Here is a 14,503-nt window from a genome sequence, read left to right on the forward strand (position 1 = left end):
CTTTATGTTGCCATCAAGAAAGTTCTGCCAGTAATCGGGGTTACGAATAAGCTGGTTATTCACCACCAAATACAGTTGTTCGTTGTCAATCATGATGGTGCCTGCGTTATGTTGTGTGCAGGTCACAGGGTCGATGGTGTCGGCGTGGCTCCATGAAGAAGAAAGGAGCAGGGAAGTGAATAAAATAGATTTAAGTTTCATAATTCAACGGCTTATTAATAAACCATATGCATTATATTGATATTCAACATGAGGGGAATGTAAAGTTTATAGATTAGGCTTTAATTATCTATTTATTCAATCTGAGTCACATAAACTCGAGTATTTAGTCTATAAATCAGGCGTTTGTGATTTTCGTACAGGTCACTCTGCTGTCTATTCCTTCCACCTCTTACAGAAATGTCTTTCAGATACTTGGTTAGTATGTCAGGTGAAAACTATATTCACTCTGTTAAATAAGTGGATATTCCTCACACTTATTGTGGTAATTTTGTTTTTCACTGAGTTACTTTTTGTTACACCTCGAAAAGAGTTGCATAAAGGATTGAGTATGGAAAAAAAGAAAATAAATTACTGAACGTTGTATCAAAATTATCTGTTTTAGGCATGGAGGCCATAAATTAATGGATGAAACAATAAAAGAGTACACCAGAAGTATCAGTGACAAATTAAAAAAAGAGGATATGGCATTCTTGAAAAAAAACTCAGGAGATCATTATCAATTTTCTGAGAGCAGCCTTGTAATAAGACAAATTGAGAGGGCGATGAAACATTATCGTGATAATTTGGCTCTTATTTATGACACTGTTCAGCTGAGATATAAAGATCTTGATGAGATTACTTCTGGGATATGTATTAATTTACAAAAAAAAGGGATAAAGAAAGGGGGTTTCATCCCTATTTTGACTAACGATCCCGTGCTTTTAGTTGTTTCAATTTTATCATTAATGAAGTTAGGGGCTGTATTTGTCATTATTGATAGCAAATGGCCTAAAAGTAGAATTAGAAATTTAATTTCGAATATAGAATCAAATAATATAATTACTTCATCAAAAGAAGGTGATTTGGGAATAGGTATTAATGAAATAAAATTAAATTGGAATCAAATACTTAATTCTGAAATAGTTGATAAAGCACCTATTGTTGATATGTCGCGAGATGAACCTCTTTATGGGTTCTTTACATCGGGCACAACAGGTTTGCCAAAGTGTTGTATTAATAAGCAAGCAGGCCTAATAAATAGGTTTAACAATATGGACTTGGCATTGAATTTAAAGTGCGATGAAACTGTACTGGTGAATAGCAATTTAACATTTGATTCTTCCCTCTGGCAGATTTTATGGCCCTTATCTCGCGGTGCAAAAATTGTCATTCCAACCAGTGAGCAGCGCAAGGATGTGAGAAAAATTGCTGAGCTAATGGGAAAAAACAAAGTCGCGATGACAGACTTTGTTCCTTCGACATTCCGATTGCTGGTTAAATACTTAAAGCATTCTGATGTTGGTAGAGAGTATGTATCTTATGCTAGATATATCATTGTCGGTGGAGAAAAGGTCAATGTTGGGTGCATTCAAGACTTTTACCGACATATTCCTACTACTACTTTAATGAATACTTATGGTCCTACAGAAGCGTCTATAGGTATGATGTTTTATAAAATCCCTAGAAACTCTGAAGATATCCCCATAGGTAAGCCCATCAAAAACACTTTCTCGGTGATTATGGACGAATCTGGTGATTTGTGCGCACCGGGTGAAATAGGAGAGATAGTCATCGGTGGGGTGTGTCTTGGGCTTGGCTATAAAAATGCCCCAGAAAAGACGAAAGAGGTATTTGTTGAAAATCGAATTCCATGGATTCCAGGCGACAAGTTATATAGAACTGGAGATTTAGGGTACCTGCGAAACGACGGAAACTTTCAATTTATTTCACGAAAAAATGATTGCATTAAACTAAATGGTGAAATGGTGAGTCTTCCTGAGATCGAAAATACCATAAGAAAAATGCGACAGGTAGATGATGTATGTGTGGTGGTAAGCAGTAAAAATATCTCTCCTTTAATTTTTGCATTTGTAATAATACATGATAAAGACGTAATGGAATTTTCCGAATCAGATATTATTCATTTTCTTCAGGATAAATTACCATCCAACTTTATTCCTAAAGGTATAAAGATCAAGAATAACTTTCCTTTAACCGAAAATGGAAAAGTTGATAGGACAAGCCTGATTAATGAATGCAATGAAAAAAATAAAGGTAAAGAAGAACAATTAGATCATTTAAAGCTATCAGAAGAAGGTTATGGTGATATTTATGAAATAGTCTCTTCTATTATGGGAAAAAGGAGCATTAATATTGATGATAACCTTGTAGATATAGGGTTGGATTCTTTATGTGCAATGAATATTTCAATTGAAATTGAGATAAAATTAAACAAAAAAGTCACTATATCAGAGATATATCGTAATCCAACGATAAAGCTTTTAAGTGATCATATTCATGGTCATTCAAGTACAGATGCAAGTGATGAAACCCAAACAATAAAGAAAGATTACGAATTATTAAATGGCTTTGGTGAGTTTAAAAAAAGCAACTGTTCAGAGAAAGGCGTACTCCTGACGGGCGGCACTGGGTATGTTGGCGTACATTTGGCCGCAGAGTTAGCCAAGAAACTACCCAAACAGGAAAATGTGATTGTCTTGGTTAGAGCAGAGAATGACGCTCTTGCGAGAGAAAGGCTGGCAGGCGCATTTTCTACATACAATCTAAACCCGGTGTTACTCAACCGCATTACGGTTTACTCTGGGGATATTTCAAAGGCGGAATTTGGTTGTAATTCACCAGATATTGCTCAGATTTTTAATCGTGTAGATAGAGTGATAATGAATGCCGCTATGGTTAATTTTTTATTTGACTATGCCTCATTAAGGTCCACCAACGTTTTATTTCTTCATCATCTTTCTCAATTAATGAGCCTTCATGGGAAAAAAGAATTAATTTATATATCTAGTTTAGCGGTTTTTAATGGCATGTCGAAAGAAAGCATTAAGCTACCTGAAGACATCTCTCTTAGAGAAGTAGCCCCCCCAAGAGGAGGTTATGCAAAAAGTAAGTTAGTTGCTGAAGTACTGCTTGATAAGTTAAGAGACAAAAATATAAACGTATCGATTATTCGTCTCGGTGAAATAATGCCCTCTGATACTTCAGGAAAAGGGAATGAAAATTCATTTATATGTTTGTATCTCAATCTTATTTCTAAATTGAAGGCTTCAATTAAAACAGAGGCAAGAATATCTTATACTCCCGTAGATAAAACTGCCGAAGCGATTACATTACTTGTGATTAAAAATAAAAGCGTAGAAAATAAAAATTATCACCTATTTCATCAGGAAAAAGTCTATTTTGAGTCTTTAGTTGAGAAAAAAAGCAATGATGAAAATGTAAAAGTAAGGAGGGTCTCTGCTCCAGAGTTTAATAAAAGCTTAAAAATGTGTGATTTTGGAAATGACGTTCATTTATTAGCAAAAGTAGAGTCTGTGTTAGGTCAGTTTAAAGGATGCGATCCACTATTCGATTATTTCTCAATGCCACAAGAACTGTACTCACAACACAATTTTTTAGAGCTGGTATCAGATGATGATTATTGGAACTCTCCTAATTATAGTTTATTAAATAAAAGTTAACCTACTTTGTAGAGATTAAATATTTCTATGTTTTAGCTTACTTACCTACAAGTAGGAGTTTAAGATTGAAAAGTAAAAAACTTTCGGTTGAGCGTGAAAGCACTTTGCCTATTTCAAGGTTGCCATTACCACCGATCTATAGTGCCTCTACTTTATATTTTAAGAGCCATAAACAATTCTTTGACGAGCAAGACAGCCGGCTGGGGTATGGAAGGGAGGGAAGTCCTACCCATTTTCACTTGAAAGAAGCACTTAAAGAAAAGGAGACTTCTGAGGGGGTATTACTCTGTAGTTCTGGGTTATCTGCCATCACGACTACGGTTGATGCTCTGATATACAGCAATGCTAGGGTTCTCGTTGCCCAAGGGGTTTATGATTCAACATCGGCTTACTTCGAGTATATAAAAAGTAAATTTAATATCGCCTTGTTGATATTTAATCCTTTGGACTTGGATTTTTTATCTCAACGACTATCTGAAGGATATGATTTACTGTTTGTTGAACCATTTAGTTTTATGCAATATTCCGCCGTTAATATTAGAAAAATCGCTGAAATGTGTAAGAAGCATTCAGTAATAAGTATTATTGATGCGACTTGGTGCTCAACAATTACCGCGAACCCTCTACAGTTAGGTTTTGATGCGGTTGTACACTCATGTACTAAATTTATTTCAGGTACTTCTGATACTTTTCTTGGGGCTATTGCAGCAAATGAACCCGTATTAAGTTTATTAGAAAAACATGCAGAGTTAAGTGGAGATTTTGTCAGCGCACATGATGTTTATGGCACGTTGCGTGGAATAAAAACCCTTAATATCCGGTATTACACCCAGAGTAAATCAGCCGAAGTTGTTGCAAAGCGACTGAATGATAGTGCTGTGATTTCCTCTATAGAGGGAGCAAATGTTTTTTACCCAACGTTTAGTTCAAGTTACTGTAATGACTATGGATATAAAAATACGGACTTAGGAGGAAGCCTTATTTTTATTGAATTACCATGGATGAGTAAATACAACCTTGAGCTATTTTTTCAGGAGCTTAATTTAATTAAATGTGGTTATAGCTGGGGAGGAACAGAAACTCTCGTTTTATATAAATTAGAAAGTGAAAGATCAGAACACAGTAATAACCAAAAAAAACAATCTCTAGTTATTCGGCTTCATGTTGGTCTAGAAGAGCCGAAAGAGATATTCAATGAAATAGAATGCGCCATTAATTCATTAATTAAGGATTGATTATGTTTTATTATTTTGCATATGGTTCATGCATGAATTTAGATTCGCTATCTCAGACGTTAGGGATAGATGTAAAAGATTGTCTTATCGGTAAATCATATCTTCATGATTATAAACTTTTGTTTAACTACCCATCCATGAATGGGGTAAACCATTATTGTAATGTAGATCAAAATGAAGGTTCTACTGTGGAAGGCACGTTATTTTATCTTCCTGAGTCTGTACTAGAAGCATTGAGAGAGCGGGAAGGATTCTCTCAGGGGCGCTATCACGAAGAAAAAATATCTATTGAATGCGAAGGTAAAGCTTATGAGAACGTAATGCTGTACCGGGCAAGCTTGACCAGTCATACCGAAGGCTTCCCTGGAGACAGGTATCTAGGGTTATTTAAAGGTGGGCTAAGTGATGCCAGTGTGAGTGATGAATATAAACAAGAGGTGATAGAGCGTCTTGAGCGTTTAAAGCATGAATTTGAACTCAAGCAGCCCTCTGAGGAGTCTGCATCATGACAATACTGATGGGCAAAAAAGTGGGGGTGTTTGTCTCTGGGGGGCTTACTGCGAGTGTTGTTGTTCACTACCTACAGGAAAAAGGGGCTGATGTTACCGCCTTCTGGGCTGATGTAGGTCAATACGACGAGCCCAAGATGCAAGCTTTCTTAACGAAGCTAAGGTCTAACGGCATTGCAGTTGAAAGTATAAACCTTAGAGACAAAATGTCTGATCTTGCATTAGAAGTATTAGAGATGAATGCAAGCTATGAAGGGGGGTATTGGAATACAACGGGTGCCTTGCGTTACTTATTAGTAAGAGAAATAGGCTCGTTGATGGCTTCCCAGAACTTTGATTATTTTAGTCATGGCTGCGTGGGCGGTGGGAATGATCAAAAGCGCTTTTCACAATATGGGTCTATCTTCATGCCGGATATTCAGGAATATTTAGCATGGAAAGATCCAGAGTTTTTGGGAAGATTCCAAAACAGAAGTGACATGGTTAGATACCTTTCTAAAATCATTGGATACGATCACCTAGACGAAAAAGTCGACTCTTCAACCGATTCATGTCTTATGGGCACATCCTATGAAAGTACGGAAATGGAAAGCTTATCGTATGATTTCTATAAAACAGAACCTTTGATGAGTTCAAAACCGTGGTTAACGAATAATGGCGTTAGCGAGATAGAAGTCACGGTGAAAAATGGCCGTATAGTATCGCTAGATGGTCGTGATTTATCCCCATATTTAGTGTTAAACAAAGCGAACCAATATGCTGGCAGTAACGGCGTAAGTTTAAAGTCTGTAATCGAGAATCGAGTACAAGATACGAAGTGCCGTGGTGTATATGAATCACCGGGTATGGATTTGTTAAGTGCTGCGCTAGAGTCACTCCGTCAGGCTTATTTTGATAAAAAAGTCAGCAAAGAGTATCTGTCTCTATCAAAAGACCTAGGCACATTATTGTATAGAGGGCAGTACGCCACTGAAGAAGCACGAAGGATGAAAGAGGCTTTGAAGTCTTTGACTAATTTGCTATCTGGGCGGGTGACACTACGCCTATACCGAGGGCTGATACAAACTGTTGCTATACATGACATGGACGAATTAGCTCATGCACTGCACCAAAAAAGATTTGTTGATGGTGGGCATATCTGGAGAAATGCCGATGCCTAGCCCCCAAGCAGTAGAAAAACCAGTATATTCAGGTGCTTGCCAATGTGGAGCCATATCTTTTGAGACAAAGGGAACGGCATTATTTTGTTCGCACTGCCACTGTAATTACTGCCGAAAATCACATGGTTCTGCCTTTGTTACCTGGGTTGGTTACTTACAGGAAAAGGTCACGATTAGTGTCCATGAACAAGCATCTCTGAGTTGGTTTGAGTCTTCTGCTTTTAGTCAGCGGGGTTTTTGCAATCGTTGTGGTTCTAGATTGTTTTTTAAATCTTCCTTGTGCAAAGGCGAGCTACATATAGCACGTGCTTGCTTTAATGAAGAGATAGATACATTGCCAGAGCAGCATGATTTCTTCGATCAAACACAAGGTTGGGCTAGGCCAGATGCTGATATTCCGAAAGTACTTAGCAGTGATGACAGCCTAGCAAGGTATAAAGACATTCCAAGAGGATAGAGTAAGATGAAATACAGAAGATTTGGCCGTACTGGTTGGCAAGTCAGCGAAATAGGTTATGGCATGTGGGGAATAGCAGGAGGAGAAGGTGGCTGGAATGATATTGAAGATTCGTTAAGGGATACTTGTTTGGATAAAGCCGTAGAAATGGGGTGTAACTTCTTCGATACGGCATGGATATATGGTCGTGGTTCCAGTGAAAAGCTCTTAGGTAACTTAATAAAGAGGCATCCAGATAAGAAAATTTACGTGGCGACTAAAGTTCCTCCGAAAAATAGGGAGTGGCCATCTAAAAAGACTGACCTGATTTCAGATATTTTCCCGAATGATCATATTGAAGAATATGTAAAGTTGAGCTTAGAAAACCTAGGAATTGAGTCCATTGATTTACTTCAGTTTCATGTATGGGAGGATTCTTGGGCCGAAGATCTGGCTTGGCAGGAGTGCATCACTAAGTTAAAAGACGAAGGACTTGTTAAGGCTGTCGGCATTAGCATCAATCGTTGGGAGCCGACTAATGTGATTGAAACGCTGAAAACAGGCATGATTGATTCGGTGCAAGTTATCTATAATATTTTCGATCAAAGCCCAGAAGATGAACTGTTTAAAGTATGCCAAGAGCTTGATATTTCCGTTATTGCTAGAGTCCCATTTGATGAAGGCTCGCTTACAGGTAACCTGACCTTGAATCCGGATTGGAGCGAGGATGATTGGAGAAGGAGCTACTTTGTTGAAGAGAATCTTGTTGCCAGTGTTAACCGAGCTGAGAGACTAAAATCTGAACTTCCTGCTGGCGCGAGTATGCCGCAAACGGCGCTTCAATTCATACTTCATCATCCGGCCATATCAACGGTGGTTCCTGGAATGAGGCAACTAAAGCATGTTCAATCAAACTTAGAAGTCTCGGAGCTGCCCCCTCTATCGCAGGGAGATCTAGATATGCTTCGTAAGCATAGATGGGATAGAGAACCAACATGGTGGTCACAATGAGTAATAAGATTATAGCGTTATGGTCTCCGCCTCGTTCGATCTCTACTGCTTTTCTTCGTTCATTTAAGCAAAGAGGAGACTTTGTCATATTTAATGAGGCATTTTGTGATATTGCCACCAATGGGGTCTACCCATGTGCGCATAACAATAAAGAGCTTAAAAGTAACTCTGAAGTGATTGACCTCATTTCAAGTTACGCACAAAGTACCCCTGTTTTTTTTAAAGAAACATGTGAAGCCTCGTTTTTAGACGTGCTGAAATATAAGCTCTTTATGAAGAGCGTTACTCACACCTTTTTGGTTCGTGATCCTAAAGCGACAATACATTCACATTACCATATGAATAACAATGTAACTTGTGAAGAAATAGGGTATCAGAATCTCTTAGAGGTTATAGAGTATGTCAAATTTAATCTGAAGCAAGATGTCGTTATTATAGATTCAGAAAGTCTCATTGAAAAACCAGAGGAAACCCTTAAGCTTTATTGCGACGCCGCAGGAGTAGAGTTTAAGTCATCAGCACTATCTTGGGAGCCTGGTAATATTCCAGAATGGAAACGTACAGAAACATGGCACCGAGATGTCAGTGAAAGCTCTGGTATTCATAAAAGGCAAAACAGCTACGAGGTAACAATAGATAATAACAGCACTTTACGCTCCTATTATAATTATCATAAGCCTATTTACGATAAGATAATGGAATATAAAAGTAATTAAGTTAGTCTCTACTGATGTTCTTTATTTTTATTAATTAAAGTTACATTAGTAGAGGTTAAATGGATTTAATTTAAATTAACTGGACGAACAATGGACTACTTTAATTATAATGATAATTTACTCTTTGCAGAGGAAGTATCAATAGAAAAAATTGTCGAAGAATTTGGAACACCAGTATATATCTATTCACATAAAACTATTCATCATCATTTTAATGTATTTAAAAAAGCCTTGGGAGGTTACCCACACAGAATATGCTACTCAGTAAAATCTAATTCAAATATTGCCATCATCCAGGCACTGAATGAAATGGGCGCTAGCTTTGATATTGTATCTCTTGGGGAATATGAAAGAGTTATTAAAGCGGGTGGTTGCCCAGAAAATATGGTTTTTTCGGGGGTGGGTAAATCTGAACATGAGCTTAAGATTGCACTTAAAGCTGGTATATCTTGTTTTAATATCGAGTCTGAAAATGAACTGTTAAGACTGGAAAGAATTGCAGAAAAAGAAAAAATAACTGCGTCGATATCAATCAGGATCAACCCAGATGTCGATCCGAAAACACATAAATTCATCACAACAGGAAAAGTCGATAACAAGTTTGGTGTTGATATTACAAAAGCCACTGAACTATATAAAAAAGCGAATGATATGAAATACATCAACATTGAAGGTGTTGATTATCACATAGGCTCCCAGATATGCACCCTAAAGCCTCTGTTAGATGCTGTAGATGTGGCGGTCTCTTTTATTAAAGAGTTAAAAAAGAATGGCATTTCAGTAAGACACCTTGATATCGGGGGCGGATTAGGCATACGTTACAATGATGAAAGCCCACCTTCTCCTCAAGAGTATCTCTCGCAGGTAATAGAAAAAATTAAAGGGTTAGACATTGAACTGTATGTTGAGCCCGGCCGAGCGATAGTCGGAAACAGTGGTGTATTGGTAACAAAAGTTGAGTATATAAAGGAAACAAACAGTAAAAACTTCATTATTGTTGATGCGGGAATGAATGACTATATTAGAACAAGTCTTTATGAATCGTGGCAAGATGTATTACCAGTAAAAATTTCGGACTCTCCGACTCTAAAAGGCGATATTGTTGGTCCTATTTGTGAGTCTAGTGATGTATTTGCTCGTGATCGAAACATTGCAGTAAAAGAAGGTGATTTACTTGTAATTAGATCTGTTGGAGCGTATGGGTTCTGTATGTCTTCCAATTATAATTCTAGGCCTCGCCCTCCTGAAGTAATGGTGAAAAACTCAACCCCAAATTTAATAAGACGACGAGAAACAATGGAAGATTTATTTTTACAAGAGAGACTACTGGGGTAGAGTAAAATAAAGACAGTATAAAATAACGCTGTTATTATGCTGTCTTTACATTGATGAATAAGGACAAGGAATGTCTGATTTAAATTTTTGGTTATTATTTCTAACCGCCGCCGTTGCACTTAATGCTGCGCCTGGGCCTGATTTACTCTATATAATGACAAAAACAATAACTGGCGGGAAAAAAGTCGGTTTTGCTTCCGCTTTAGGTGTTTGTACCGGTGCTCTTTTCCATGTATTTTGCGTTTCTGTTGGGCTTTCAGCACTTTTGGCCTCTTCAGAGGTTGCTTTTGATGTCGTAAAATATATTGGTGCAGCTTATTTGCTTTATTTGGCTTTTCAATCTTTCCGCTCTTCTGGCTTTGATCTCATACCCAGCGAAACGGCTAGCTCTCAGGAATCTGCCTTCGAAGCTTTTAAACAAGGCATTATGATCGATATCCTGAACCCTAAAGTGGCCATTTTTTTCTTGGCGTATTTGCCACAATTTGTACGAGACATTCCTGTCCCTGCTTCTATTCAGTTACTTTACTTAGGTCTGCTGGTCATTTTAGTGGCGATTGTTGTTGAAGGTATCTATGTTTTACTGACAGACAGCATCGCACATAAAGTGAGAACGAATAGGTTGGTTAGCCTTTGGATGGATAGGTTTGTCGGCGTAGTGTTTGCTGGGCTTGGCCTAAAACTCGCTTTTAGCGCAATTTAATTAGCCTTAATGAAAAAGGGTAATGTTTATAGCCAACAAAATAAACTATCTTTTAGCTTCGCTGGGAAGAGCACCAATAAACTGGCTTTCGATGGAGTTGAGCCAGTTTATTGGTAAGCAGTGGCCAGTTAAGTATGTAACTACAAACCCAGCCACCGCATTTTACTTTTCAGGTGCTATTTTTAAGTATTATCGCCATTTACTCGGCAATATCAGTTAACAAAATACGGCAGTTGCTCTTCTGTTAACGCGCTGTCGGTTGCGAAATTGCCGTGGTTGGTTACGTTGCTGACATTCCAGTTGGTGAGATCTTGGGAAAAAGCTTTTGCTTCTTTAAACATGGATTCCATACCCGCAACATTAGAAGTGTCCCAGTTACCAATATCTTGGTTGAATGCTTCAGCCTTCAAAAACATCCAATTCATATTTGCCACTCGAGATGTATCCCAACGGCTAATGTCTTGGTTAAATACTTTAGTTCCATGAAACATCCGAAACATGTTTGTCACATTAGAAGTATTCCAATGGCTAATATCTTGGTTAAATGTTTTGGCATCAGAAAACATGCTACCCATGCTTGTCACATTAGAAGTATCCCAATGGCTAATATCTTGGTTAAATGTTTTGGCATCAGAAAACATGGCACTCATGCCTGTCACGCTAGAGGTATCCCAGTACCCAATATCTTGGTTAAATGCCTGAGCCCCATAAAACATACTATCCATGTGCTCTACATTAGATGTGTCCCAGTACCCAATATCTTGGTTAAACGCCTGAGCATTAAAAAACATTTGGCTTATGCGTTTCACACGAGATGTATCCCAATGGCCAATGTTTTGGTTAAAGGCTTTAGCATCCCGAAACATACTAACCATGTGTTCCACACGAGATGTATCCCATCGGCCAATATTTTGATTAAATGCTTTAGCTGCGTAAAATAAATCATTCATGTTTGTTACATTAGATGTGTCCCAATGTCCAATGTTCTGATTGAAGGCCTCAGCATTGCGAAAAATGGCGGACATACTGGTCACATTAGAAGTATCCCAGTCATTAATGTCTGCATTAAACTCTTTTCTGTCTTTAAATACTTCGCGCATGTCCGTGACTTGGCTGGTACAAAAACGAATATTTCCCTGCTCTAGGTTATCTAATAAGGTTTTGTTTTTAATTAGAGTGTTATCCACCACCACATACACACGGCCGTTTTCGAGTACAACGGAGTTAACTGGGGCATCTGGGCATTTTACAGAGATATCACGGGCATAGGCACCGGTGCTGGCAAGCAAAGCCGTACCAAGAAGAAGAGGGGTAACTGACGTTGAGGGTTTCATAATATTTCCTAGTTTTTCTGTGACAATGAAGAAGGTAATTAGTGGTTGAACAGAGGAAGGGACTCTGGTGTAAGGGCACTGTCTTTAGCAAAGTGTTGGTGCGTTGTTACACGCAGCACGTTCCACGACGACAAATCTTGATTAAAGCGCTTCGCCCCTTTAAACATGCCATCCATGTTGGTCACGCGGGAGGTGTCCCACTGACTGATGTCTTGATTAAAATATTCGTGTTTGGCAAACAGCTCGCTCATGTCTGTCACCTTTGAGGTACACAGCTTTATGTTGCCATCAAGAAAGTTCTGCCAGTAATCGGGGTTACGAATAAGCTGGTTATTCACCACCAGATACAGTTGTTCATTGTCAATCATGATGGTGCCTGCGTTGTGTTGTGTGCAGGTCACAGGGTCGATGGTGTCGGCGTGGCTCCACGAAGAAGAGAGGAGCAGGGAAGTGAATAAAATAGATTTAAGTTTCATAATTCAATGGCTTATTAATAAACCATATGCATTATATTGATATTCAATTTAAAGAGAATGTAAAGTTTATAGATTAGGTTTTAATTATCCATTTATTCAATCTGAGTCACATAAAGTTGAGTGTTTAGTCTATAAATCAACCGTTTGTGGCTGGTTATTGTTCTGGGTTAGAACACAAGGCTAAAATAAGCTACGGCGAAATGGCACCAATAAACTGGCTTACGATGGAGTAGAGCCAGTTTATTGGTAAGCAGTGGCCTGTTAACTATGCGATTGCAAACTCCGCCACTGCATTTTTATTTTTCAGGCGCTATTTTTAAGTATTATCGCCATTTACTCGGCAAAATTAGTTAACAAAATACGGCAGTTGCTCTTCTGTTAACGCGCTGCTTCTTGCGAAATTGTCATGTTTAGTTACGTTGCTGACATTCCAGTTGGTTAGATCTTGGGAGAAGGCATGAGCCATTAAAAACATCATAGCCATATTTGTTACGTTCGATGTATCCCACTGGCCAATGTCTTGGTTAAATCCCTTAGCCGCCCAAAACATAAGCTTCATAGTCGTTACACTAGAAGTATCCCACAGGCTAATGTCTTGGTTAAAGGCTTCGGCACTTTGAAACATCTGGTTCATATTGGTCACGCTAGATGTATCCCACTGGCCAATGTTTTGGTTAAATGCTTTGGCTTGTTCAAACATATAACTCATGTCTGTAACATTAGAAGTATCCCAATTACCAATGTCTTGGTTAAATGCATGAGCCTTTTTAAACATATATGACATGTGGCGTACTTTAGATGTGTCCCAATAGCCAATGTCTTGGTTAAATGCACTAGCCTCATTAAACGTAGAATGCATGCCTGTTACATTAGAAGTATCCCAATAACCAATGTCTTGGTTAAATGCAGAAGCACCCCAAAACATCCTGCTCATGCTTGTTACATTAGAAGTATCCCAATGACCAATGTCTTGGTTAAATGCTTTGGCTCCTTCAAACATACTATTCATGTTTGTTATCCTAGAGGTATCCCAATGACCAATGTCTTGGTTAAATGCTTTGGCTCCTTTAAACATACTATTCATTTCGGCAACATTAGCGATATTCCATCGGCCAATGTTTTGGTTAAAGTTCATGGCTCCACTAAACATAACTGGCATGTTCATCACACGAGAGGTATCCCAATGCCCAATGCTCTGGTTGAATGTTTCGGCATTGTAAAACATACCACCCATAAATACGACACGAGAGGTATCCCAGTCGCTGATATCTGCATTAAATTCTTTCCTGTCTCTAAACACATTGCGCATGTCTGTGACTTGGCTGGTACAAAAACGAATATTTCCCTGCTCTAGGTTATCTAATAAGGTTTTGTTTTTAATCAGGGTATTATCCACCACCATATAAACACGGCCATTTTCGAGTATGGCTGAATTAACTGGGGCATCTGGGCACTTTACAGAGATATCACGGGCATAGGCACCGCTGCTGGCAAGCAAAGCCGTACCAAGAAGGATAGGGGTAACTGACGTTGAGGGTTTCATAGTATTTCTGTGACAATGAAAAAGGTAATTAGTGGTTGAACAGAGGAAGGGACTCTGGTGTTAGGGCACTGTCTTTAGCAAAGTGTTGGTGCGTATTAACACGCAGCACGTTCCACGACGACAAATCTTGATTAAAGCGCTTCGCCCCTTTAAACATGCCATTCATGTTGGTCACGCGGGAGGTATCCCACTGACTGATGTCTTGATTAAAATACTCGTGTTTGGCAAACAGCTCGCTCATGTCTGTCACCTTTGAGGTACAAAGCTTTATGTTGCCATCAAGAAAGTTCTGCCAGTAATCGGGGTTACGAATAAGCTGGTTATTCACCACCAAATACAGTTGTTCGTTGTCAATCATGATG

Annotated in this window: 13 protein-coding genes and 1 pseudogene; 9 read left to right on the top strand and 5 right to left on the bottom strand. The window is 38.5% G+C overall.

Annotated elements, in window-relative coordinates:
- Positions 1 to 201, bottom strand: a pseudogene (locus MHO82_RS25085) (hypothetical protein); the annotation flags it as partial.
- 422 nt (positions 202 to 623) lie between these two features.
- Between MHO82_RS25085 and MHO82_RS25090 the strand changes: the two are divergent.
- The 9 genes from MHO82_RS25090 (at position 624) to MHO82_RS25130 (ending at position 10,788) form a co-directional block, all read left to right on the top strand.
- Positions 624 to 3,683 (top strand): AMP-binding protein, encoded by a 3,060-nt coding sequence (locus MHO82_RS25090; protein WP_239189249.1) that lies wholly within the window; start codon positions 624 to 626, stop codon positions 3,681 to 3,683.
- 65 nt (positions 3,684 to 3,748) lie between these two features.
- On the top strand, positions 3,749 to 4,918 hold the full coding sequence (locus tag MHO82_RS25095; protein WP_239189252.1) for a PLP-dependent transferase: 1,170 nt from the start codon (positions 3,749 to 3,751) through the stop codon (positions 4,916 to 4,918).
- 2 nt (positions 4,919 to 4,920) lie between these two features.
- On the top strand, positions 4,921 to 5,427 hold the full coding sequence (locus MHO82_RS25100) for a gamma-glutamylcyclotransferase family protein (protein WP_275440800.1): 507 nt from the start codon (positions 4,921 to 4,923) through the stop codon (positions 5,425 to 5,427).
- Complete coding sequence (locus MHO82_RS25105) at positions 5,424 to 6,587, top strand: argininosuccinate synthase domain-containing protein (RefSeq protein WP_239189256.1); 1,164 nt, start codon at positions 5,424 to 5,426, stop codon at positions 6,585 to 6,587. The genes MHO82_RS25100 and MHO82_RS25105 overlap by 4 nt, the downstream gene beginning before the upstream one ends.
- The gene (locus tag MHO82_RS25110; protein WP_239189258.1) at positions 6,580 to 7,044 is read left to right on the top strand and encodes a GFA family protein; all 465 of its coding nucleotides are present in this window, start codon (positions 6,580 to 6,582) and stop codon (positions 7,042 to 7,044) included. Before MHO82_RS25105 ends, MHO82_RS25110 begins: the two co-directional genes overlap by 8 nt.
- Positions 7,045 to 7,050: 6 nt before the next feature.
- Positions 7,051 to 8,034: an aldo/keto reductase gene (locus tag MHO82_RS25115; RefSeq protein ID WP_239189260.1), complete on the top strand. Its 984-nt coding sequence runs from the start codon at positions 7,051 to 7,053 to the stop codon at positions 8,032 to 8,034.
- A complete protein-coding gene (locus MHO82_RS25120; protein WP_239189261.1) occupies positions 8,031 to 8,750 on the top strand; it encodes a hypothetical protein in 720 nt (239 codons plus the stop codon). The genes MHO82_RS25115 and MHO82_RS25120 overlap by 4 nt, the downstream gene beginning before the upstream one ends.
- Positions 8,751 to 8,840: 90 nt before the next feature.
- Complete coding sequence (lysA, locus tag MHO82_RS25125) at positions 8,841 to 10,085, top strand: diaminopimelate decarboxylase (protein ID WP_239189263.1); 1,245 nt, start codon at positions 8,841 to 8,843, stop codon at positions 10,083 to 10,085.
- A 70-nt stretch (positions 10,086 to 10,155) separates the two neighbouring features.
- A complete protein-coding gene (locus MHO82_RS25130; RefSeq protein ID WP_239189265.1) occupies positions 10,156 to 10,788 on the top strand; it encodes a LysE family translocator in 633 nt (210 codons plus the stop codon).
- Between the two features lie 212 nt (positions 10,789 to 11,000).
- On the opposite strand, the gene MHO82_RS25135 is transcribed toward MHO82_RS25130, so the two are convergent.
- The 4 genes from MHO82_RS25135 to MHO82_RS25150 all read right to left on the bottom strand — a co-directional run.
- Entirely contained in the window at positions 11,001 to 12,122 is a 1,122-nt protein-coding gene (locus tag MHO82_RS25135) for a BspA family leucine-rich repeat surface protein (protein WP_239189267.1), read from the bottom strand.
- Between the two features lie 38 nt (positions 12,123 to 12,160).
- Positions 12,161 to 12,598 (bottom strand): DUF285 domain-containing protein, encoded by a 438-nt coding sequence (locus tag MHO82_RS25140; RefSeq protein ID WP_239189269.1) that lies wholly within the window; start codon positions 12,596 to 12,598, stop codon positions 12,161 to 12,163.
- Between the two features lie 346 nt (positions 12,599 to 12,944).
- Positions 12,945 to 14,141 carry a BspA family leucine-rich repeat surface protein gene (locus MHO82_RS25145; protein ID WP_239189271.1) on the bottom strand — a complete coding sequence of 399 codons (1,197 nt, stop codon included), beginning with the start codon at positions 14,139 to 14,141 and terminating at the stop codon, positions 12,945 to 12,947.
- Positions 14,142 to 14,169: 28 nt separating this feature from the next.
- Positions 14,170 to 14,503: DUF285 domain-containing protein (locus MHO82_RS25150; RefSeq protein ID WP_239189273.1), on the bottom strand; the 334-nt coding region annotated here is incomplete at its 5' end.

This window comes from Vibrio sp. Of7-15, from assembly GCF_022347565.1.
Taxonomy (GTDB): domain Bacteria; phylum Pseudomonadota; class Gammaproteobacteria; order Enterobacterales; family Vibrionaceae; genus NORP241.

What these genes read in the sequence shown, in the direction of transcription:
- lysA (WP_239189263.1), top strand. Translation starts at nt 8,841, where the DNA reads ATGGACTACTTTAATTATAATGATAATTTACTCTTTGCAGAGGAAGTA.
- MHO82_RS25110 (WP_239189258.1), top strand. Translation starts at nt 6,580, where the DNA reads ATGCCTAGCCCCCAAGCAGTAGAAAAACCAGTATATTCAGGTGCTTGC.
- MHO82_RS25120 (WP_239189261.1), top strand. Translation starts at nt 8,031, where the DNA reads ATGAGTAATAAGATTATAGCGTTATGGTCTCCGCCTCGTTCGATCTCT.
- MHO82_RS25135 (WP_239189267.1), bottom strand. Translation starts at nt 12,122, where the DNA reads ATGAAACCCTCAACGTCAGTTACCCCTCTTCTTCTTGGTACGGCTTTG.
- MHO82_RS25145 (WP_239189271.1), bottom strand. Translation starts at nt 14,141, where the DNA reads ATGAAACCCTCAACGTCAGTTACCCCTATCCTTCTTGGTACGGCTTTG.
- MHO82_RS25090 (WP_239189249.1), top strand. Translation starts at nt 624, where the DNA reads ATGGATGAAACAATAAAAGAGTACACCAGAAGTATCAGTGACAAATTA.
- MHO82_RS25115 (WP_239189260.1), top strand. Translation starts at nt 7,051, where the DNA reads ATGAAATACAGAAGATTTGGCCGTACTGGTTGGCAAGTCAGCGAAATA.
- MHO82_RS25130 (WP_239189265.1), top strand. Translation starts at nt 10,156, where the DNA reads ATGTCTGATTTAAATTTTTGGTTATTATTTCTAACCGCCGCCGTTGCA.
- MHO82_RS25105 (WP_239189256.1), top strand. Translation starts at nt 5,424, where the DNA reads ATGACAATACTGATGGGCAAAAAAGTGGGGGTGTTTGTCTCTGGGGGG.
- MHO82_RS25100 (WP_275440800.1), top strand. Translation starts at nt 4,921, where the DNA reads ATGTTTTATTATTTTGCATATGGTTCATGCATGAATTTAGATTCGCTA.
- MHO82_RS25140 (WP_239189269.1), bottom strand. Translation starts at nt 12,598, where the DNA reads ATGAAACTTAAATCTATTTTATTCACTTCCCTGCTCCTCTCTTCTTCG.